Genomic DNA, 19,366 nt, shown 5'->3' with positions numbered 1-19,366 from the left:
CCTGGTCCTGCTCAACTTGCAGGATCAGAATTGGGGCATCTCTGTTCAAAGGGCGGTTAATTTTTTTAACCGTAGGATTACTACATGCCTATCGGGATTCTACAGCAAGCTATTGAGAATCCGCCATTTCCACGACGATATTGTCGATGAGCCGCGTGCCTGCGATCTTCGCGGCGGCGATCAGGCGGGATGGCGCTTCGGGATCATGGGGGCCAAGCGTCGATTCGCGCACGATATCGACGTAATCCACCTCAAACCCTGCTTTTTCGAGCGTTTCGCGTGCCTGTGCGAGTGCGGCTTCCACATCGCCGCCGCGCGCAATGTCGCGTGCCGCGACGCCCAGCGCGCGGGGCAGGGCGACCGCCGCCTGACGATCTTCGTCGATCAGATAGATGTTGCGCGATGACAGCGCGAGGCCGTCATCCTCTCGCTGAGTCGGTACGCCGACAATATCGATCCCGAAATCGAGATCGGTCACCATTTTGCGGATCACGGCAAGCTGCTGATAATCCTTCTCGCCGAACAGCGCGACATCGGGGCGGACCTGATTGAACAATTTGGCGACGACGGTAGCGACACCGTCGAAATGGCCGGGGCGGTGCGCCCCCTCATAGCCCTCGCTTACCGTTCCGATATGGATGTTTGCGTCGAAACCGTCCGGATACATGGCGTCGACATCGGGCATCCACAGCAGATCGGCGCCGGCTTCGGTCAGCATCCGCGAATCGGCCTGTTCGCGGCGGGGATAGCGTTGCAGATCCTCGCCCTCGCCGAACTGGCGTGGATTGACGAAGATCGAAACGACGACTCGATCCGCATTGCGCTTTGCCGAATCGACCAATGCCATATGGCCGTCATGCAGCGCGCCCATGGTGGGCACCAGAGCGACGCGCAGCCCGGCCGCGCGCCATGCCGCGATGGTTTCGCGCAGTTGGAGAAGCTGACGGATGGTTTGCACGCGCACCTGGCCTTGGATATGGAAATCGAAGGCGCGTCTTCTATGAGGGGCGCTCGCGGGGATCAACTGAGGATATCGGTATTTTGGGCAACGGATCGAACCGGTTGCACGTCATCGTGTTCGCCAATGAAAAGGGCGGCACCGGCAAGTCGACGACTGCGGTGCATGTCGCCATCGCGCTTGCCGCGCGGGGCGCGCGGGTTTCTGCGTTTGACCTGGACCATCGCCAGCGGACACTGGGCCGCTATCTCGACAATCGTGCCGAAACGATACGGCGAACGGGGCGAAAGCTCCCCATGCCCGACTATCGCACCCATGACGGCGAAAGCCTCGCCTTGTTTTCGAACATGCTGGAGGAACTGGGCGCAGATGCTGATTATCTGGTGATCGACACGCCGGGCCGCGACGATCGTTTCGGGCGGATCGCGGTGACCAATGCCGATACGCTGGTCACGCCGATGAACGACAGTTTCGTCGATTTCGATCTGATCGGCCAGGTCGATCCCGACAGCTATAAGGTCGTGCGCCCCAGCTTCTATTCCGAACTGATCTGGGAATCGCGCACTACCCGGGCAAAGGCGGACGGCAGCGCGATCGATTGGGTCGTGCTGCGGAACCGGATGCAGCATATCGAAGCGCGCAATATGCGGCGTGTGTCCGATGCGATTGACCAATTGTCCAAAAGGGTTGGTTTTCGTGTCATTTCGGGACTTTCGGAGCGGGTCATCTATCGCGAATTATTCCCCAAGGGGCTGACAATGCTGGATTCCAAGGAGTTTGGCGCAATGGGCCTCAGCCATGTCGCGGCGCGGCAGGAATTGCGCGACATGATGGCCGGCCTTGCATTACCCGAACCGCCCGCCAGACTGTTCGACTGATATGGCAAAGCTGCTTTTCGTTGCGCTGATCGTGGCGGCTTTGTGGATGTTGATGCGCAAGGGCAGGGCCGAAAGGCTGAGACCGCCCGGCGACGAAACGAAGGCACGCCATATCCTGGGAGTGGGGTCGAATGCCGGACGCGAGGAAATCCGCGCCGCGCATCGCCGTCTGATCGCCGAAGTGCATCCCGACCGGGGTGGATCGGCAGAGGCAACGCGCCGGATCAATGCCGCGCGCGATCTGTTGATTGGCAAACTAACCGATTGAACTTTCGCGACATGCCGGGATTTGACACCGGCATCATGCTTAGGAGGCACCAGGTGACACATCGTTTCGACCCGTCGACGCTGCGGGAATATGATATTCGCGGCATTGTCGGGAAAACGCTCGCGGCGGAGGATGCCCATGCGATCGGCCGCAGCTTCGGTACGCTGATTCGCCGCGCGGGCGGCACGCGCGTCGCGGTGGGCCGCGACGGCCGCGCATCGTCGCCGCAGATGGAGGCGGCGCTGGTCGACGGCCTGCGTCAGTCGGGGATCAATGTGGTCCGGGTCGGGCTCGGCCCCACCCCGATGCTATATTATGCCGAGGCGGTGCTGGAGGTCGATGGCGGCATTCAGGTAACCGGAAGCCATAATCCCGCCGATTATAACGGCTTCAAGATGGTATTTCAGCACCGCGCCTTTTTCGGCGAGGATATTCAGAAAATCGGTGCGATGTCGGCGGAAGGCGACTGGGACGACGGCGAAACCGGTACGGTCGAGGATGCCGACATCATCGACGATTATGTCGGTCGCCTGATGGCGGGCTATGCCGGAGGCGACTATCGCATCGGCTGGGACTGCGGCAACGGCGCATCCGGCCCGGTTATCGAGAAGCTGGTCAAGCTCCTGCCGGGTGAGCATCATCTTCTCTTCACCGAAGTGGACGGCGAATTTCCCAACCATCATCCCGATCCTACTGACGAGGCGAATCTCGCTGATCTGAAGCGTCTCGTCGCTGAGAAGAATCTCGATTTCGGACTGGCTTTCGACGGTGATGGCGACCGCATCGGCGCGATTGACGGCGAAGGCCGCGTAATCTGGGGCGATCAGCTTCTGTCCATTCTGGCGGTACCTGTGCTTCGCGAAGTGCCCGGTGCGACGATCATTGCGGATGTGAAGGCATCGCAGATGCTCTACGACCGGATTGCAGAACTGGGCGGCGAACCGCTGATGTGGAAAACCGGCCACAGCCTTATCAAGACGAAGATGAAGGAAACGGGCGCGCCTCTGGCTGGCGAAATGAGCGGCCATATCTTCTTCGCGCATGATTATTACGGCTTTGACGATGCCCAATATGCTGCGGTTCAGCTGATCCGTGCAGTGCATATGATCGGCAAATCGATGACGCAGATTCGCAGCGAAATGCCCGACATGATCAACACGCCGGAAATGCGTTTTCAGGTCGATGAGAGCCGCAAATTCGCGATCGTCGATGAAGTGCTCGACCGGCTGGAAGCGGACGGCTCGGACGTCAATCGCACCGATGGCGCACGGGTGAACACCGACGACGGCTGGTGGCTGCTGCGTGCATCGAACACACAGGATGTGCTCGTCGCGCGGGCCGAATCGAAAAGCGCCGACGGGCTCGATCGCCTTGTCGCGCAGATCGACGATCAGCTTGCGAAGAGCGGCGTAGAGCGCGGGCCGCAGGCCGCACATTGATGCAAAGGGAGGACGGCGAACCCCGGTTCGTCGTCCTTTCCGGCTGTTCGGGCGGCGGGAAATCCACCTTGCTCGCCGAACTCGCGCGGCGCGGCCATTCGGTTGTCGAAGAGCCGGGTCGGCGGATCGTTGCGCAGGAGCAGCGAAATGGCGGAAACGCGCTGCCATGGGTCGAACCGCTCGCCTTTGCCCGGCGCGCTATGGCAATGGCGCATGCGGACTTCGCTTATGCTGCGAAATTATCCGGGCCGGTCTTTTTCGATCGCGGGCTTGTCGATGCTGCGGCTTTTTTCTGCCATCTGACGGATAGCCCTATCGAGCCGTTGCCGGGGCCGGTGCGGCAGTATCGGCGTGAGGTGTTCTTCGCCCCGCCATGGCCCGAACTGTTCGAAAGCGATGCGCAAAGGCAGCATGGCTTCGCTGAGGCGCGGAGCGAATATGACCGGCTTGCCCGCGCCTATCCCGCGCTTGGCTATACGCTGGTCGAACTTCCCAAAACCGATATAGCCGGCCGCGCCGATTTCGTACTCGACCGGCTGTTCGCTTAACCTTTCGCGAAAACAGGACTGGCAATCGTCGCGCCAAGCCGCCACTTAGGGCGCATGGCTTCTGACCGTATCATTCGAGTCATCGACCTGGAAACCACCGGGTCGGCTCCCCCGGCGCATGGCGTTTGCGAAATCGGCTGGCAGGACGTGGCGCTCGGCAGCTCGGGGCGCTGGGAACTGACCGACGAACATGGCGGCATCCTCGTCAATCCGGGACGCCCCATCCCGCCAGTGACTCAGGCGGTGCACCATATTCTCGACGAACAGGTCGCCGATGCGCCCTATTGGCATGATGTCGCTCGGCAGGTGCTTGATCCCTGGCCGCGCCGGGTCGCGCTTGCAGCGCACCGCGCCGATTTCGAGCAGCAATTCTGCACGGCACCGCTGACCAGAGGCGCCGACTGGATCTGCACGTGGAAGTGCGCGATGCGGCTCTGGCCCGATTCGCCCAGCTTTTCCAACCAGATGCTGCGTTACTGGCGGCGGCCCGACGGGCTGATCCATGAACGCGGCCTGCCGGTGCATCGCGCCTTTCCCGACGCTTATGTCACCGCACACCATTTGCGCGACATGCTGAACGAAGCGAGCATCGCGCAGCTGATCGAATGGTCGAACCTGCCCGGTCTGCTCCCGCGCGTTCGCGTCGGCCCGGATCGGGGTAAGGAATGGAACGAGATCGACGATGAATCGCTCGCCCGTTTCCTGCACGATCGCGATCCCGATGTGCGCTATACGGCCGAACAGGAGGCGCAGCGGCGGGGCGAGGGCGGCTATGTCGGCCGCTCTGCCGAGGACTGGCTGCTGCTATAGGGGCGGGTAATGATCGACGATACTTCCATCGCGCCGGGCGAGGTCGTGGCGCGAAGCGGCCTCGATACCTTCGCGACCGAACTTTCCACGCACACGCATCGCTGGGTCGCCGATGAACCGGTGTCGGTCGGCGGCAGTGATATCGGGCCGGGGCCCTATGACCTGCTGCTCGCCGCGCTTGGCTCCTGCACCGTCATGACGATGAAGATGGTGGCAGAGCGTGAGGGGATACCGATGCAATCGGTGCAGATCCGCCTGCGCCATGACCGCAACCATGCAAAGGATTGCGACCATTGCGAGGGACCGGAAGCGAAGATCGAGGCGATATTTCGCCGAATCATGATCGAAGGCGATCTGACCGATGCGCAGCGCGAACGGATGCTTTCGATCGCCGATAAATGCCCGGTGCACCGCACGCTGACCGGCACGCTGCATGTCCATACCGTCTTTGCTGAGCGGGACGCATGAAGCGCGTTGCGGTTATCACCACCGGCGGCACGATCGGGTCACTGCGCGGCAGCGAAGCGATTGCGATCGACGATAGCAGCGCGGTGTTGCACGGCCGGCTGACCGCGATGGCGGCAGAAGTCGGCGTAGCGGCGGACATCATCGCCGCCACCAACAGCGAATCGAGCGAGTTCGAGGCGGAGGACTGGATGACCTTCGCTGATTGTATAGAGCGCTGCATCGTCGACGGGCATGATTCGATCGTCCTGACGCATGGCACCGACACGCTGCATTTCAGCGCGGCGTTTCTGGCGCTGTTGTTTCAGGGGCGCGATGTCAAAATCTGCCTGACCGGGGCCTTTTACCCGCCCAATCATGAGGCATCGGACGCAGATGCCAATCTGCGCGCCGCGCTCCGCGCCGCCGCTGAGGCGACGCTGAAGGCGGGCGTCTATACCGCCTTTTACGACGCGGATTGCGACGGGCTGGGCGTTATTCCGGCGACGGACCTCGTGCCGCCGCGCTTTGACGAGGCATATTTTCGACAAGTCTATGCCGATCTGCCGCACGTCACCAATTCGGTGGCGGAGGCCAGCTCGCTCTTCACCCGGATCGCATGGGACAGCATCCCTCGCGACATTACGGCGGATGGATTGGCGCAGGCGAAGCGCAAGGTCGCGGCGGCTCTGGTATTTCCCGGCATCGACATGCGGATCTATGATTCGCTGCCGCAGGGCGGCCTGCTGCTGGTCGAGGGCTATCATAGCGGCACGGCGAGTTCGGCCCGCACGGAAAGCTCTCTTGTCGCGTTGCACGAGCGGCGGCCCGACCTGATGATCGGCGTATGTTCGGTGCCGTCGCCCAACGTCCCCATCCCCTATGCCGGGTCGAAGCGGCTGACAGAAGCGGGCATCGCCGTCTATCGCGACCTGCCGCTCCACCTGCTGCTGGTCGCAGGGCTGATCGGCATGGGGCAGGGACTGTCCGCTCGCGAAACGCTCGCTGCGTTCGACGCCTATCTGATTTGAGGACGGGGTTGTGGGAGCTTAGCCGAGAGGTATTTTGGCACCGTTCCGGGGAAAATGTCAGTCAGCTTGGGCAGATTCCGAAGCGTCTGCTTTTCCTGCCTGACAAATGAAATCCAGACTGCCCCGTATCGACCCCATTGCGGACATTCGCAATAAGCAGCATTCTGTGCTCGATGATGCGAGCCGCTATCCTACCCGTCGTGACGTTGATGCTGTGTAGCTGCTCCTATGTCTATGATGTCACTGTCAGCATGTCGCATGGCCGACTGATCTTCGACGCCAATCCGCAGTGGTTTGCCGACTGTGTTCGTGTAGTGTCGGTTACTGCGGACGACGACTCGGTGCGGGCCACCGCTGCTTCGGGGGATGACGAGGATTTGGTGAGGACGGGAACATTCTTGAGGCAGTCCATCTCACATGACGACGGCTGCAAAAACCATTTTCCCATCGCCTACGGATACACGCTCAAGGGGCGAGCGCACGTCTATGACAATGGAGGAGTGCCAGCCGACATGGCCGGTCAGCGTGCCCCGTCGGTCGCGCCCAAGCCACTACACACTGGAGTGGCATACACCGTTTCCACAGTAACGGGTGCAACAGGGTATGGATGCGGCCGCTTCATCATTCGTCAGGACAGGACGGTCGAAAATCTGGGCTGTTCCTAACGTTCGATTTCCGCCCAATCTCGGAAATTCAAGCGGCCTTACTCGCTTTCCGATAGCGGACATTCTTTGAGTTCTGGACTTTTACGCCCGCCCCACGCGTCCTGCTCGGCGATCCGATCAACCTCGGCGTATGTCCGTCGAGCATCGAAAAGGGACGCGAGCGCTTTGCCCGCGCCCCTTGCGCCTTAAATCGCGTTCAGTGCGGCGTCGAAGTCGGCGATCAGGTCGTCGGCATCCTCCACCCCGACCGAAATGCGCACCAGATTATCGGTGATGCGCAGCGCCTTTTTACGCTCGTCGGGCACCGAGATATGCGTCATCGCAGCCGGGCAGCTGGCCAATGTTTCGGTGCCGCCAAGGCTGACCGCCAGCTTCGCGATCCGCAGCGCGTCGAGAAACGCGAAGCTCTCTCGCTCGCCGCCCTTCAGGTAGAGCGAGAAGGTCGAACCCGCGCCCGAACAATGGCGCTCGTAGATGTCATACTGCGCATCATCCTTCAGAAAGCCGAGATAGCCGACCTTTTCGACCTTCGGATGATCCTTCAGGAATTCGCACACCTTCGCCGCATTTTCGCCCGCGCGGCTCATGCGCAGTTCGAGCGTTTCGAGGCTGCGGCACAGCATCCATGCGGTATTGGGATCGCAGATCGTGCCGATCGTGTTCCGCATCGCGCGGACCACGTCCATATGCTTGCGCGTGCCGAGCACACCGCCCGCGACCAGATCCGAATGGCCGCCCGCATATTTGGTCAGGCTGTACACCACCATATCGGCACCATGGAGCAGCGGCTTCTGCCAGAGCGGTCCGAGGAAGGTGTTGTCGATCGCGATCGGCGGTTTTTCCTCGGCATCGGCGAACACTTCGTCGCGAAGCCGCGCCACCGCTTCGATATCGACCAGCGCATTGGTCGGATTGGCCGGGCTTTCGAGATAAATCATCGCGACCCGGCTGTCGCCGGCCTTGCGCAGCACTGCCTCAATCTCTTCGGGGCTCGCATCGGCGGGGAAGTCGAGGAACTTCACCCCGAATTTGCCCAGAATGCGCGCGATCAGCGTTTCGGTCGCGGCATAAAGCGGGCCGGAATGGATGATCGTGTCGCCGGGGCTGCAAAAGGCGAGGAAGAGCGTCGCGATCGCCGACATGCCGGAGGAGAAGGCGAGCGCCTCCTCGGCATCTTCCCACACGCCCAGACGATCCTCCAGAATCTCCTGATTGGGACCGTTGAAGCGCGAATAGACCAGCCCTTCTGCACCGCCGGGCCGCTTTCCGGTAATCCCTTCGAAGTGACGCTTGCCCGCAGCCGCATTGGGAAAAACGAAGGTCGAGGTGGCGAAGATCGGCTGTTTCAGCGATCCTTCGGACAAAGCGGGGTCAAAGCCGTGGCCCATCATCAGCGTCGATGGCTTCAGCTTGCGACCGCCGATTTCCTCGACATCGGGCTTGGGCCGGCGGCGCGGCGTGATGCCGGTCATGTCGGCTTCGGTTTCCTTCGTCATGGATACTCTCCTGCAATTGGGTGGCGCGCGATCCATCTTCGCGAAGCCGATTGCGGAAGGTCGTAACAAGCGAAACCAGTTGCCGCCAGCGCAGCGTTGCGCCTTATAGCCCGATGATCGCGATTTGCCGTCCGTAATCCGGTTCGCGCTGATGGGTCGCGCGGCGATAGGAGAAGAAACGGTCGGGATCGGCATAGGTATCCAGCCCCAGCGCATCGACCCGTCCGACACCAGCCGCGGCCAGCCGCGCGGCGACATAACCTTCCAGATCGAACTGCGCATGGCCGGGTTTTCCGGCGGAAAAGAAGCGCTCATTTTCCGGATCATCATCGGTGAAGCGCGCGACGAACGCTTCGTCCACCTCATAGCTTGCCCGCGCGATGCACGGCCCGATCGCCGCGTGGATATGCTCGCGCCGGGCACCGAGCGCCTCCATCGCAAACAGCGTCGAATCGGTGATCCCGGCAAGCGCGCCCTTCCATCCGGCATGGGCGGCGGCGACGACGCCCGCCTTGCGATCGGCGAGCAGCACCGGAGCGCAATCGGCGGTCAGAATGCCAAGCGCCAGACCGGGCCGGTCGGTGACCAGCGCATCGGCCTCCGGACGAAAGGCGGGGTCTGCATCGCCGCGCAGCGTCACGGCATCGGCCGAATGAATCTGATAGGCGGTAATCAGCGTCGCGCCCGGTAATACCGCATCGGTCGCGATCCGGCGGTTGCGCTCGACCGCCTCTGCATCATCCTTCGACCCCTTGCCGACATTCAGTCCCGCATGAACGCCGGTCGAAACGCCGCCGCGCCGCCCCAGAAAGCCGTGCGTGACGCCCATTAATGCACCGGCGCGAATAACCTCTACATCACTATTCACAGCGACAGGCTCCAGATGCGGTCGTCATCAATGGTTTCCCCGACCCGAAATTCATAGGCACCAATCTCTTCAAAGCCATAGCGGGCGTAAAAACGCTGGGCGCGGATATTGTCGACATAGACGCTCAGCACCATCCGGTCCTTGCCCGCATCGCGCGCGCTATCGATCGCCCACTCCATCAGCGCGGGGCCGACGCCTTCGCCCTGCCAGCCGCCGAGCACATAGAGCTGGTGCAATTCGATCGTAGTCGCGCCCCAGTCGCCGGGAAACAGCACCGGCCCGATCTTGGCAAAGCCGACCATGCTCCCTTCCTCGATGGCGAGGCGGACGCGATAGGCGGGATCGCGCAGATGCGAGGGCAGGCCGCGGCCGAACGTCTCGGTCAGGAATGCGTTAAGGTCGGACGCGGGATAGAGCGTGCCGAAGGTTTCGGTGAAGCTGCGCGCGGCGAGCCGCGACAGTTCCGGCCCGTCATCGAGCACCGCATCGCGATAGTCGATCATCAAAAGCCTGCCGGCACGGGCCAGCCCGGCGCGGTGATGCAGATCGCCTTGAACAGATGCCCCATTGCCTGCGCACCGATCAGGCGGTCGCGGTCGGCCCGGATCGACCCCGCGCGTTCGGGTGCTGCCGTGGCCAGCGCCTCGGCACGTGCTTCGATGCCGAGTGCACGCAGCAGATCGGCCTGCGTCACCGGGCCGTGCATGACCGCATCTTCGGCGCGCGCCGCCTCTGCCAGGGTCGCGAAATCGACATGGGCGGTCAGGTCCTGCTCGCCGGGGGCATCGAAGGGATTGGCATATTCATGGCCCTTCACCGCCTGCAGCGTGTCGCCGATCGCCGGGCCTTCATAGCCGTAATCGATGATGATCGCAGCGCCGCCCTGCGCCACGATCCGCTTTGCGAGCGCGCGCATCACCGCGACGCCGGCGGGCGAGGTTTCGAGGATCGACCCGTTTTCCGCCCCGCGCAGATGCGGCGGGATGATCTGATCGAAATTGCTGCCGCCCGCGATGGGGAGGAACAGCGTGTCCTGACAGGCGATCAGTCGTTCGCGCCAGCCCTCGTTCGTCTTGACCAGTTGCCGCACCGGCAGGGCGTCGAAAAATTCATTGGCGACGACCAGCAGCGCGCCGTCCTCCGGCACGCCGATCAGATCGACATTCCATTCGGCGTCCGGCACCGCCTTTGCCTGCGCCTCGCGCAATACCGGGCTGGTTTCGATGAAATGGACGGGCGGGGTGAGGCCGACCGTCTTCATCGCGCGCAGCGCATCAGCAGCGAGCGTGCCGCGACCCGGCCCATATTCCAGATAGCGGGCGGGGGGCTGTCCGGCCCGATGCCACAGATCGGTCAGGCCCAGCCCGATCAGTTCGCCGAACATCTGACTGATTTCGGGCGCGGTGGTGAAATCGCCCGCGCTGCCCAGCGGGTCGCGCGTGGCGTAATAATGGTGGTTCGCCGCGCCCATGAATTGCGACACGGGGATCGGCCCGGCAAGCGTGATCGCGCGGGCCAGCCGTTCGGCGAGCATCGGTTCGGTGGCGCTGGAATCGGTCATGCCACGGCCTTTAACGGCTTTGGCTCCGCCTCGCGACGCCTATGCCCGGAATTTTTGGCGACGCTCAGGCGGCAGGTTGTTCGTCGACAAACGGTTTGCGCCGCCCCTCTCGTCCTTTCGCCGTCGCGATCAGATAGATGCCGCCCAATATCATCGGGAAGGTCAGCAACTGCCCCATATGCAGCCCCGGCGTGCCGAGAATGGGGTTGTTGAGATACTGGATATCGGCTTCGCGGAAAAATTCGACGAAATAGCGGGCACAGCCATAGCCGAGCAGGAAGATGCCGACCAGCTTGCCCGGCTGATAGCGCGCCCGCGTCTTCCAGAAGAAGAACCAGAGGATGAGGCCGAGAACGATGCCCTCAAGCCCCGCTTCGTAAAGCTGGCTGGGATGGCGCGGCGGGTCGAAGCCGCCGGGCACGGTGTGCGGGAACACGATTGCCCAGGGAACGGTGGTGGGGCGTCCCCAAAGCTCGCCGTTCACGAAATTGGCAAGGCGTCCGAAGAACAGGCCGAAAGGAACGCAGCACGCGACATAATCATGCACCCGCATCCAGTCGAGCCGATAGCGCCGGGCGAGATAGAACATGGCAAGGCTGGTGCCGATCGCGCCGCCGTGAAACGACATGCCGCCGTCCCAAAGCGCAAGCACGCGCAGTGGCCGTGCCAGCATTTCGGGGGCGTAGAACAGCACATAGCCGATCCGCCCGCCCGCGATGATGCCGATGGTGGCGTAAAAGACCAGATCGTCGGCATGGCGCCGCGCCATCGGAGCGCCGGGCTGGGCCAGCAGCTTCAGCAGATACCACCAGCCGATCAGAATGCCCGCGATATACGCAAGCGAATACCATTTCAGCCCCAACTGATGCCCGAACAGCGTGATGTCGAATACGTCGCGGTCGAGGTGCAACGAGGTGAAATGGAGATACTGGCCGCTGGCTGCGACCTCCGAAAGGATCACGGCTTTTCAAGCTCCCGGCAGGTTCGCTCTGTCCAATAGAGGCATCGCGTCGATAACCCAAGCCGTTTCCGGACTGCGACGAACGAATGCTGGTCCGCCGGTACTGGCGCTGCATCATTCGCCCGGTTAGATGCGTGGGCATGGCGCAAGACGATGATCGAACGCGCGGGATCACCCGGCGCAGGCTGCTGATCGGCGGCGGGGCCGGGGTGGGGCTGGTTCTCGCTTATGCGCTCTGGCCGCGCGATTATGTGTCGAACCTGACCGCCGGGCCGGGCGAACAGATATTCGGCGCGTGGATCAAGATCGCCCGCGACGGCGAAGTGACGATCGCGGTGCCGCAGGCCGAGCTGGGACAGGGAGTCTATACCGCGCTGCCGCAGATCGCGGCGGACGAAATGGGTGCCGACTGGCGCACGGTCGCAGTGCAGCCCGCGCCGCTCAATGCATTGTACGCCAATCCGATGGCGGCGCGAATCCTGTTTCGCGATGCGTTCGCCCGCTTGCCCGACAATCTGGTCGAACGCCATGCGCAGCGCAGCGCGCTGATGCTGACCGCCGGATCGACGTCGGTCCGCGCATTCGAGGGCGATCTGCGCAAGGCAGGGGCGGGGGTGCGCATATTGTTGTGCAAGGCGGCGGCGCGGCGCTGGGGCGTCGACTGGCGATCGTGCGACACTGCCGAGGGCTTTGTCGTGCACGGCAAGGACCGGCTGCGCTTCGCCGAACTGGCAGAGGCAGCGGCGGACGAATCGCTGCCGCGCGAAATCCCCTTGCGCAATCCCGGCGGCACCGGGCTTTCGGGCAGCAGCGTGCCGCGCAGCGATGTCCCGGCAAAGGTCGACGGCTCGGCCAATTTTGCGGGCGATATCCGCCTGCCCGGCATGATGTTCGCCGCGATCCGGCAGGGGCCGGTCGGCGATACCCGCCTGATCGATGTCGATCGGGAAGCCGCTGATGCAATCGCCGGGGTGCGTCAGGTCGTCACCAATCCGCGCTGGGTCGCGGCAGTCGCGAACAACTGGTGGGCGGCCAATCGCGCGCTCGACGCGCTTGCCCCGCGGTTCGAAACGCGCGGCGCGATCGTGGACAGCGATTCGATCGATGCCGCGCTCGGCACCGCGCTGGACGGAGAGGGGCAGCGGATCGCAAAAGCGGGCGATCTTTCCCCGGTCTTTTCGGGCGCCGACATCGTCGCCGCCGAATATCAGGTCGGGCTTGCCCTCCACGCCGCGATCGAGCCGATGACCGCGACCGCCTATCTCGCCAACGGCCATCTCAGCATCTGGATGCCCACACAGGCGCCGGGGCTTGCCCGGTCGGCAGCGGCGCGGGTGGCGGGGATTTCGGAAAATTCGGTGACGATCCATCCGATGATGGCAGGGGGATCGTTCGGCGCGAAGCTGGAGAGCCTGGTCGCCCAACAGGCGGCACTGCTCACCAAAGAAGTGGGCAAGCCGGTGCAACTCACCTGGTCGCGTGCTGAGGATTTCCTGCATGACCGCTATCGCCCTGCAGCGCGTGCGCGGCTCAGCGCGCGGCTCAGCCCGAACGGTGCGGTTGCCGGCTGGCTCGCGAAGATCGCGGCGCCCTCGGTCGGGCATGAACTGACCGGGCGGCTATTGGGCGGCGACCTTGCTGCATCGCTGTCGCTCTCGTTGCCGGGCGGGGGAGTAGGCGATGCTTCGGCGGTCGAGGGCGCTGAACCGATCTATGCCATCCCCAATTATGCGGTCGATCACCATCCGGCGGAGATCGGTGTGCCGGTCGGCGAATGGCGATCGGGGGCGCATAGCTATAGCTGTTTCTTCACCGAAAGCTTTATCGATGAACTGGCGCATGTCGCCGGGATCGAGGCGCATAGCTTTCGCATCTCGATGCTGGGCGGCGAGCCGCGGCTCGCCCGGTGCCTGTCGACCGTCGCCTCGCTCGGCGGATGGCAGGGCGGGGTGCCGGGCAGCGGACAGGGAATTGCCTGCCACGCATTTCGCGGTTCCTATATCGCGGTGCTGGCCGAAGCGACGATGGAGAGCGGCGAAATCAAGGTCGCCCGGCTGGTCGCCGCGGTCGATTGCGGGCGGCAGATCAATCCGGATATCGCCCGGCAGCAGATCGAGGGCGGGCTCGTCTTCGGCATGGCCGCAGCACTTGGGTGCAGCACCGGCTTTACCGAAAATCTCGCCGATGCGCGAAGGTTCAGCGATATCGGCCTGCCGCGCCTTGCCGATATGCCCGAAATCACCATCGAACTGATCGCCAGCGATGCAGATCCGGGCGGAGTCGGCGAAATCGCCGTGCCGCCGGTCGCGCCGGCGATCGCCAACGCGTTGCAGGCAGCGACCGGAATCCGGTTCCGGCGATTGCCGCTGATGGCGGAGGAGAACCCATGAAGCCCGAAGATCATCCCGATATCCCGGCGTCGAAGATCGGCGTTCTGCTCACCAATCTCGGCACGCCCGATGCGCCCGAAGCGGGGGCGGTCCGCCGCTATCTTGCCGAATTTCTCTCCGACCGGCGCGTCGTCGAACTGCCCGCCATCGCCTGGCAGCCGATCCTGCGTGGCATCATCCTGCGCACCCGTCCGGCGAAATCGGCGGAAGCGTATAAACAGGTATGGCGCGAGGACGGATCGCCGCTCGCCGCGATCACCCGCGCGCAGGCACTGGCGCTTAAGAATGCGTTCGGGCCGGGCGTGATGGTCGACTGGGCGATGCGATACGGCAGGCCCGCGATCGCCGAGCGGATCGCCGCGATGAAGGCGGCGGGGTGCGAGCGCATCCTGTTCGCGCCGCTCTATCCGCAATATTGCGCGGCGACGACCGCGACTGCGAACGATGCCGCCTTTGCCGCGCTTGCCGCGATGCGCTGGCAGCCCGCGCTGCGCACGCTGCCGCCTTATCATGACGATCCGGCCTATATCGACGCGCTGAAACAGTCGGTTGAAGCGAGCCTTGCCGTGCTCGATTTCGAACCCGACACGATATTGGCGAGCTTTCACGGCATGCCGCAGCGTACGCTGGAGCTTGGCGATCCTTATCATTGCCATTGTCAGAAGACCGCGCGGCTGCTGCGCGATGCGCTGGGCCGCGACCTCGAAATCGCGTTCCAGTCGCGATTCGGGCGCGCGAAATGGCTGGGGCCGGCGACCGACACCGTGTTGGCCGCGATGCCGGGGCGCGGGATTCGCAAGGTCGCGGTGGTAACGCCCGGCTTTTCGGCGGACTGCGTCGAAACGCTGGAGGAAATCGCGATCCGCGGGCGCGAGACCTTTATCGAAAGCGGCGGTACCCATTTCGCGGCGCTTCCCTGTCTCAACGCGGACAAAGGCGGGGTGGAAATGCTGCGCACGATCCTTATGCGGGAACTTGCAGGCTGGGCGAGCGACGCCTAGCCTTTTGGCCTCACGAAAGACTGCTGGAGAGAGACTGCATGGCACGGGTAGCGATCGTAACGGGCGGAACGCGCGGGATCGGGGAGGCCATCAGCCTCGCCCTCGACAAGATGGGATATAAGGTCGCGGCAAATTATGCCGGAAACGAAGAGGCGGCGCGGCTTTTCGAAGACCGGACGCATATCAGCACGTTCAAATGGGATGTCGGCGATTATGACGCCTGTCAGGAAGGCGTGAAGGCAGTCGAGGCCGATCTCGGGCCGGTCGATGTGGTCGTGAACAATGCAGGCATTACGCGCGACGGCACGATCATGAAGATGACCGCCGAGATGTGGAATGAGGTGATTCGCATCAATCTGGGCGGGTGCTTCAACATGTCCAAGGCGGTGTTCGCCGGCATGCGCGAGCGCAAATGGGGCCGGATCGTCAATATCGGATCGATTAACGGGCAGGCAGGCCAATATGGTCAGGTGAACTATGCCGCCGCCAAATCGGGTATTCACGGTTTCACCAAGGCGCTGGCGCAGGAAGGTGCGCGGTTCGGCGTTACCGTCAATGCCATCGCGCCCGGATATATCGACACTGACATGGTCGCGGCGGTCCCGGCCGATGTGCTGGAAAAGATCGTTGCGCGCGTGCCAGTCGGCCGTCTGGGTCAGGCGGATGAAATCGCGCGCGGCGTCGCATTTCTGTGTTCGGAGGACGCAGGTTTCGTGACCGGATCGACCCTGTCGATCAATGGCGGCCAGCATATGTACTGATCCGTAACGGGGACCGGTCGGCCCATAGGCGACCGGTCCCCGCCCTCGTTACACAACCGGAGGGAACGGTCCGATACAGGCTCGGCCTGCCAGCATCGGACTGCATCTCTGGCAGAGAAAGGTTGAGTGCTGACTGAACGGCACGCTCATTTGCCGTTCATCGAACCGGTCAGCTGTCCCGCAATCTCAAATCGATAAGCCGATCGGGCGACAAGAACTCTTTCGCAGCGCAGCATGACTCATTAGAGCCGCCGGATGAAAAAAACGCTTGCGGTCTTGCTGACACTGGCGACGCTGCCGGGCTATTCCGGCCCGCCGGCAAATGACGTCTATTCCGCCAATATGACGGTAACCGCCCGGCCGGTGGACCTGTTTCCCGGCGATCCGGCGCGGCGCAGGATCGGCGCGCTCGAATATCTCGGTGGGGTTGTCCTCAAAAGCAGCGACCCGGCCTTTGGCGGCTATTCCGCCATGCGGTTCGATCATGGCCGCTTCACCCTGCTCAGCGATATGGGGAGCTGGATCAGCTTTCGCCTCGCCGGTAGCAATGTCAGGGACCTCACATTCGGCGCGCTTCCGGGCGGGCCGGGAATCGGATGGGAAAAGGCCGATCGCGATTCGGAATCGCTGACCGCCACGCCGGACGGGCGACAATTCTGGGCAGGTTTCGAAAATTCCAACGCGATCTGGCGATATGATTCGCTGGGCGGGCGCGCGACAGGGCATGTCCGGCCCGCCGCAATGCGTCGCTGGCCCAGAGGGGGCGGCGCCGAATCGATGGTGCGGCTGCGCGACGGGCGCTTCGTGGTGATCTCGGAGATGGGCAGATGGCGCGGCGCGAAGGGACGGGCGGCGATCCTGTTCACCGGCGATCCTGTCGAACATCCGCGCCGCGGCTTTCGCTTCGCGTATCAGCCGCCGGCGGAATATGACCCGAGCGACATGATCGAGCTGCCCGACGGGCGGTTGCTCATACTCAACCGGCGCTTATCGCTGCGCGGGGGATTCACGGCAAAGCTGACTCTGCTCGATCCCACCCGAATCCGGCCGGGCAAGCTCGTTACCGGCCCGGTGATCGCGACGCTCGCCGCGCCCGCGCTGCACGATAATTTCGAAGCGCTGGCAGCGACGCGCGAACAGGGACGGACCGTCGTCTGGATCGCATCCGACGACAATCAATCCCTGTTCGAGAAAAGCTATCTGCTGAAATTCGCGCTCATGCTGCCGCCGCGATAAACCGCGAGCGCATCAGCAACAACGCGAATCGCGGATCAGGCGGCCTGCTTGCTCGCCAGCGCCTTGCGCACATCGCGCTTCAGGCGGCGTGCACGCAGCGACAGATCGTCGTCGCTGGTCTTCATCAGCCAGTTGTCCAGCCCGCCGACATGCTCGACCGAACGAAGGCCGTGCGTCGAAACGCGCAGCTTGACGCTCTTTTCGAGCACTTCCGACATCAGCGTGACATTCTGCAGATTGGGCAGAAACACCCGCTTGGTCTTGTTGTTGGCGTGGGAAACATTGTGACCCACCTGACGGCCCTTGCCGGTCAGTTCGCAAATGCGCGACATCGCTTTTAATCCTGAATTTCGGCCATGATCGGGACAATGCCCGGAAAGGGGGGCCGGATAGCGGCATATCGCCGGTTCGTCAACCGCCGGGCATGGCGATAGTCGTGCAACGCTTTCGCACGGCCCCGCGTTATTACGGACACGTTCCGGCTTTCGGAGCCTGATAATAGGGGATTTCCATGGTTCGCGCAATTTTGGTGCTGATCGGCATCGCCGTCCTGATTCTTGCCGCGTTGATGGCGCTGGGTATCGTTTCGCTGAACCAGACGCAGGAGGCTTCGCTGCCTAAGATTCAGGTCGAAGGCGGCAAGGCCCCCGAATTCGACGCCGATGTCGGTGAGGTGCGGCTCAAGACCGAGCGCAAAACCGTCGAGGTGCCGAAGCTGGAAGTCGAAAAGGCGAAGGATGCCGAGGCGGAAAACGTGAACTGATCGTATCGCGCTTGGCATTGGCGGAAACATGGTCGCATAAGGCGCCATGTTTCCGTTGCCCGCCCCGATGCGCGCCGCGCTGGATGCGGCGCAGGCCGCCGCCGATCAGGGAGAGGTTCCCGTCGGCGCGGTGGTCACGCACGGATCGCGGATCATCGCGACCGGCGGCAATCGCCCGCGCGGCGGCTTTGATCCGACCGCTCATGCCGAAATCGTCGCCATTCGCGCGGCGGCGGAATATCTGGGTACCGACCGGCTGATCGATTGCGACTTATGGGTGACGCTGGAGCCGTGCGCAATGTGCGCGGGCGCGATCGCCCATGCGCGAATCCGGCGGCTATATTATGGTGCTGCTGATCCGAAGGGCGGCGCGATCGAACATGGGCCGCGCCTGTTCGAACAGCCCACCTGTCATCATCGGCCCGAAATTTTTCCTGGAATCGGAGAAGGCGAAGCGGCGGCACTGCTGCGCGGATTTTTCGCTGCCCGCCGATAAGGTGTGGCGGGGCCGTAAAAGCCCCGCCGTCCCGGTTCAATAACGCTGCTGCTGTTGCATATCCTGCTGGGTGATCGGTACCAGCTTGATTTCGACACGGCGATTGGCCGCGCGGCCCTCTTCGGTGTCGTTCGACGCGATCGGCTGAGTCTCGCCAAATCCCCTGGTCGCGATGCGCGCAGCCTGCACGCCATGGCTCGACAGATAATCGGCGACCGATTGCGCACGGCGTTCGGACAGCGCCTGATTATAGCTCTCGCTGCCGGTCGAATCGGTATGGCCGTACACATCGATATATGTCTGGTCATATTGGGAAAGCGTCTGCGCGACCTGATCGAGAGTCGAGCGGAATTGCGGCTGGATGTTCGAACTGTCGGTTGCGAAGGTGATGCCCGACGGCATGCGCAGCAACAGATCATCGCCCTCGCGCACCACATCGACATCGGTGCCTGCGGTACGCTGACGCAGTTCCTTTTCCTGCTTGTCCATATAGGCGCCGATCGCGGTCCCGGCGATGCCCGCGATGCCCGCACCGACGATCTTTTCAGTGCGATCGTTGCGCCCGCCGACCAGATCGCCGAGCAGATATCCGCCCACAGCGCCGCCGACGCCGCCGATCGCTGCCTTCGAAATATGGCGCTGGCCCGTCACCGGATCGGTGACGCAGGCGGCGGTGAGTACGAGCGAGGACAGGGCCCCCGCCGTCAAAAGCTTCGATGCGATACGCATAAGTCAGGGGTCTCCCTTGTTCAATCGTGACGATAAAAACGTCGTCCCGTTCGGGGTTGTTCC

General features: G+C 63.1%; 22 protein-coding genes. 14 read left to right on the top strand and 8 right to left on the bottom strand.

What is annotated here, in order from left to right; genetic code table 11:
* Positions 1–109: 109 nt before the first annotated feature.
* Positions 110–958: a pantoate--beta-alanine ligase gene (panC, locus tag EV664_RS15680; RefSeq protein ID WP_133496662.1), complete on the bottom strand. Its 849-nt coding sequence runs from the start codon at positions 956–958 to the stop codon at positions 110–112.
* An 83-nt stretch (positions 959–1,041) separates the two neighbouring features.
* Between panC and EV664_RS15675 the strand changes: the two genes are divergently transcribed.
* The 8 genes from EV664_RS15675 to EV664_RS15640 all read left to right on the top strand — a co-directional run bounded on the left by EV664_RS15675 (position 1,042) and on the right by EV664_RS15640 (position 7,041).
* Positions 1,042–1,836 carry a division plane positioning ATPase MipZ gene (locus EV664_RS15675; RefSeq protein WP_229668295.1) on the top strand — a complete coding sequence of 265 codons (795 nt, stop codon included), beginning with the start codon at positions 1,042–1,044 and terminating at the stop codon, positions 1,834–1,836.
* A 1-nt stretch (position 1,837) separates the two neighbouring features.
* Positions 1,838–2,104, top strand: coding sequence for a J domain-containing protein (locus EV664_RS15670; RefSeq protein WP_133496660.1), 267 nt, complete (start codon positions 1,838–1,840; stop codon positions 2,102–2,104).
* A 53-nt stretch (positions 2,105–2,157) separates the two neighbouring features.
* Positions 2,158–3,543 carry a phosphoglucomutase/phosphomannomutase PgmG gene (gene pgmG, locus EV664_RS15665; RefSeq protein WP_133496659.1) on the top strand — a complete coding sequence of 462 codons (1,386 nt, stop codon included), beginning with the start codon at positions 2,158–2,160 and terminating at the stop codon, positions 3,541–3,543.
* A complete protein-coding gene (locus EV664_RS15660; RefSeq protein ID WP_133496658.1) occupies positions 3,543–4,091 on the top strand; it encodes an AAA family ATPase in 549 nt (182 codons plus the stop codon). Before pgmG ends, EV664_RS15660 begins: the two co-directional genes overlap by 1 nt.
* A 54-nt stretch (positions 4,092–4,145) precedes the next feature.
* A complete protein-coding gene (locus EV664_RS15655; protein WP_133496657.1) occupies positions 4,146–4,901 on the top strand; it encodes a 3'-5' exonuclease in 756 nt (251 codons plus the stop codon).
* A gap of 9 nt (positions 4,902–4,910) precedes the next feature.
* A complete protein-coding gene (locus EV664_RS15650) occupies positions 4,911–5,369 on the top strand; it encodes an OsmC family protein (RefSeq protein WP_133496656.1) in 459 nt (152 codons plus the stop codon).
* Positions 5,366–6,376 (top strand): asparaginase domain-containing protein, encoded by a 1,011-nt coding sequence (locus EV664_RS15645; protein WP_133496655.1) that lies wholly within the window; start codon positions 5,366–5,368, stop codon positions 6,374–6,376. The genes EV664_RS15650 and EV664_RS15645 overlap by 4 nt, the downstream gene beginning before the upstream one ends.
* A 200-nt stretch (positions 6,377–6,576) precedes the next feature.
* Positions 6,577–7,041 (top strand): hypothetical protein, encoded by a 465-nt coding sequence (locus EV664_RS15640; protein WP_133496654.1) that lies wholly within the window; start codon positions 6,577–6,579, stop codon positions 7,039–7,041.
* A gap of 185 nt (positions 7,042–7,226) precedes the next feature.
* Here EV664_RS15640 and EV664_RS15635 read toward each other — a convergent pair whose 3' ends face one another.
* From EV664_RS15635 to lgt, 5 genes are all read right to left on the bottom strand, one after another.
* Positions 7,227–8,537 (bottom strand): cystathionine gamma-synthase family protein, encoded by a 1,311-nt coding sequence (locus EV664_RS15635; protein ID WP_133496653.1) that lies wholly within the window; start codon positions 8,535–8,537, stop codon positions 7,227–7,229.
* A 103-nt stretch (positions 8,538–8,640) separates the two neighbouring features.
* Entirely contained in the window at positions 8,641–9,366 is a 726-nt protein-coding gene (gene pgeF / locus EV664_RS15630; protein WP_133496696.1) for a peptidoglycan editing factor PgeF, read from the bottom strand.
* 35 nt (positions 9,367–9,401) lie between these two features.
* Positions 9,402–9,908, bottom strand: coding sequence for a GNAT family N-acetyltransferase (locus EV664_RS15625; RefSeq protein ID WP_133496652.1), 507 nt, complete (start codon positions 9,906–9,908; stop codon positions 9,402–9,404).
* Entirely contained in the window at positions 9,908–10,966 is a 1,059-nt protein-coding gene (locus tag EV664_RS15620) for a class I SAM-dependent methyltransferase (protein WP_133496651.1), read from the bottom strand. The genes EV664_RS15625 and EV664_RS15620 overlap by 1 nt, the downstream gene beginning before the upstream one ends.
* 64 nt (positions 10,967–11,030) lie before the next feature.
* A complete protein-coding gene (gene lgt, locus EV664_RS15615) occupies positions 11,031–11,927 on the bottom strand; it encodes a prolipoprotein diacylglyceryl transferase (protein WP_133496650.1) in 897 nt (298 codons plus the stop codon).
* Positions 11,928–12,067: 140 nt separating this feature from the next.
* Between lgt and EV664_RS15610 the strand changes: the two genes are divergently transcribed.
* From EV664_RS15610 to EV664_RS15595, 4 genes are all read left to right on the top strand, one after another.
* Positions 12,068–14,317, top strand: a complete 2,250-nt coding sequence (locus EV664_RS15610; protein ID WP_133496649.1) for a xanthine dehydrogenase family protein molybdopterin-binding subunit — start codon at positions 12,068–12,070, stop codon at positions 14,315–14,317.
* Positions 14,314–15,318 (top strand): ferrochelatase, encoded by a 1,005-nt coding sequence (hemH, locus tag EV664_RS15605; RefSeq protein ID WP_133496648.1) that lies wholly within the window; start codon positions 14,314–14,316, stop codon positions 15,316–15,318. Before EV664_RS15610 ends, hemH begins: the two co-directional genes overlap by 4 nt.
* 38 nt (positions 15,319–15,356) lie before the next feature.
* Positions 15,357–16,079, top strand: a complete 723-nt coding sequence (gene phbB, locus EV664_RS15600) for an acetoacetyl-CoA reductase (RefSeq protein WP_133496647.1) — start codon at positions 15,357–15,359, stop codon at positions 16,077–16,079.
* Positions 16,080–16,334: 255 nt separating this feature from the next.
* Positions 16,335–17,315 (top strand): esterase-like activity of phytase family protein, encoded by a 981-nt coding sequence (locus EV664_RS15595; RefSeq protein WP_133496646.1) that lies wholly within the window; start codon positions 16,335–16,337, stop codon positions 17,313–17,315.
* Positions 17,316–17,350: 35 nt separating this feature from the next.
* On the opposite strand, the gene rpmB is transcribed toward EV664_RS15595, so the two are convergent.
* The gene (rpmB, locus tag EV664_RS15590; protein ID WP_133496645.1) at positions 17,351–17,647 is read right to left on the bottom strand and encodes a 50S ribosomal protein L28; all 297 of its coding nucleotides are present in this window, start codon (positions 17,645–17,647) and stop codon (positions 17,351–17,353) included.
* 179 nt (positions 17,648–17,826) lie between these two features.
* On the opposite strand from rpmB, the gene EV664_RS15585 reads away from it, so the two are divergent.
* Positions 17,827–18,078, top strand: a complete 252-nt coding sequence (locus tag EV664_RS15585; RefSeq protein ID WP_133496644.1) for a hypothetical protein — start codon at positions 17,827–17,829, stop codon at positions 18,076–18,078.
* Between the two features lie 46 nt (positions 18,079–18,124).
* Positions 18,125–18,574, top strand: a complete 450-nt coding sequence (locus EV664_RS15580) for a nucleoside deaminase (protein WP_229668296.1) — start codon at positions 18,125–18,127, stop codon at positions 18,572–18,574.
* 36 nt (positions 18,575–18,610) lie between these two features.
* Here EV664_RS15580 and EV664_RS15575 read toward each other — a convergent pair whose 3' ends face one another.
* A complete protein-coding gene (locus tag EV664_RS15575; protein WP_133496643.1) occupies positions 18,611–19,303 on the bottom strand; it encodes a YiaD family glycine zipper/OmpA-like lipoprotein in 693 nt (230 codons plus the stop codon).
* Positions 19,304–19,366: the final 63 nt, after the last annotated feature.

Source organism: Stakelama pacifica (assembly GCF_004361835.1).
Classification (GTDB): Bacteria; Pseudomonadota; Alphaproteobacteria; order Sphingomonadales; family Sphingomonadaceae; genus Sphingomonas; species Sphingomonas pacifica.
This window is presented reverse-complemented; position numbering and strand designations above follow the sequence as displayed.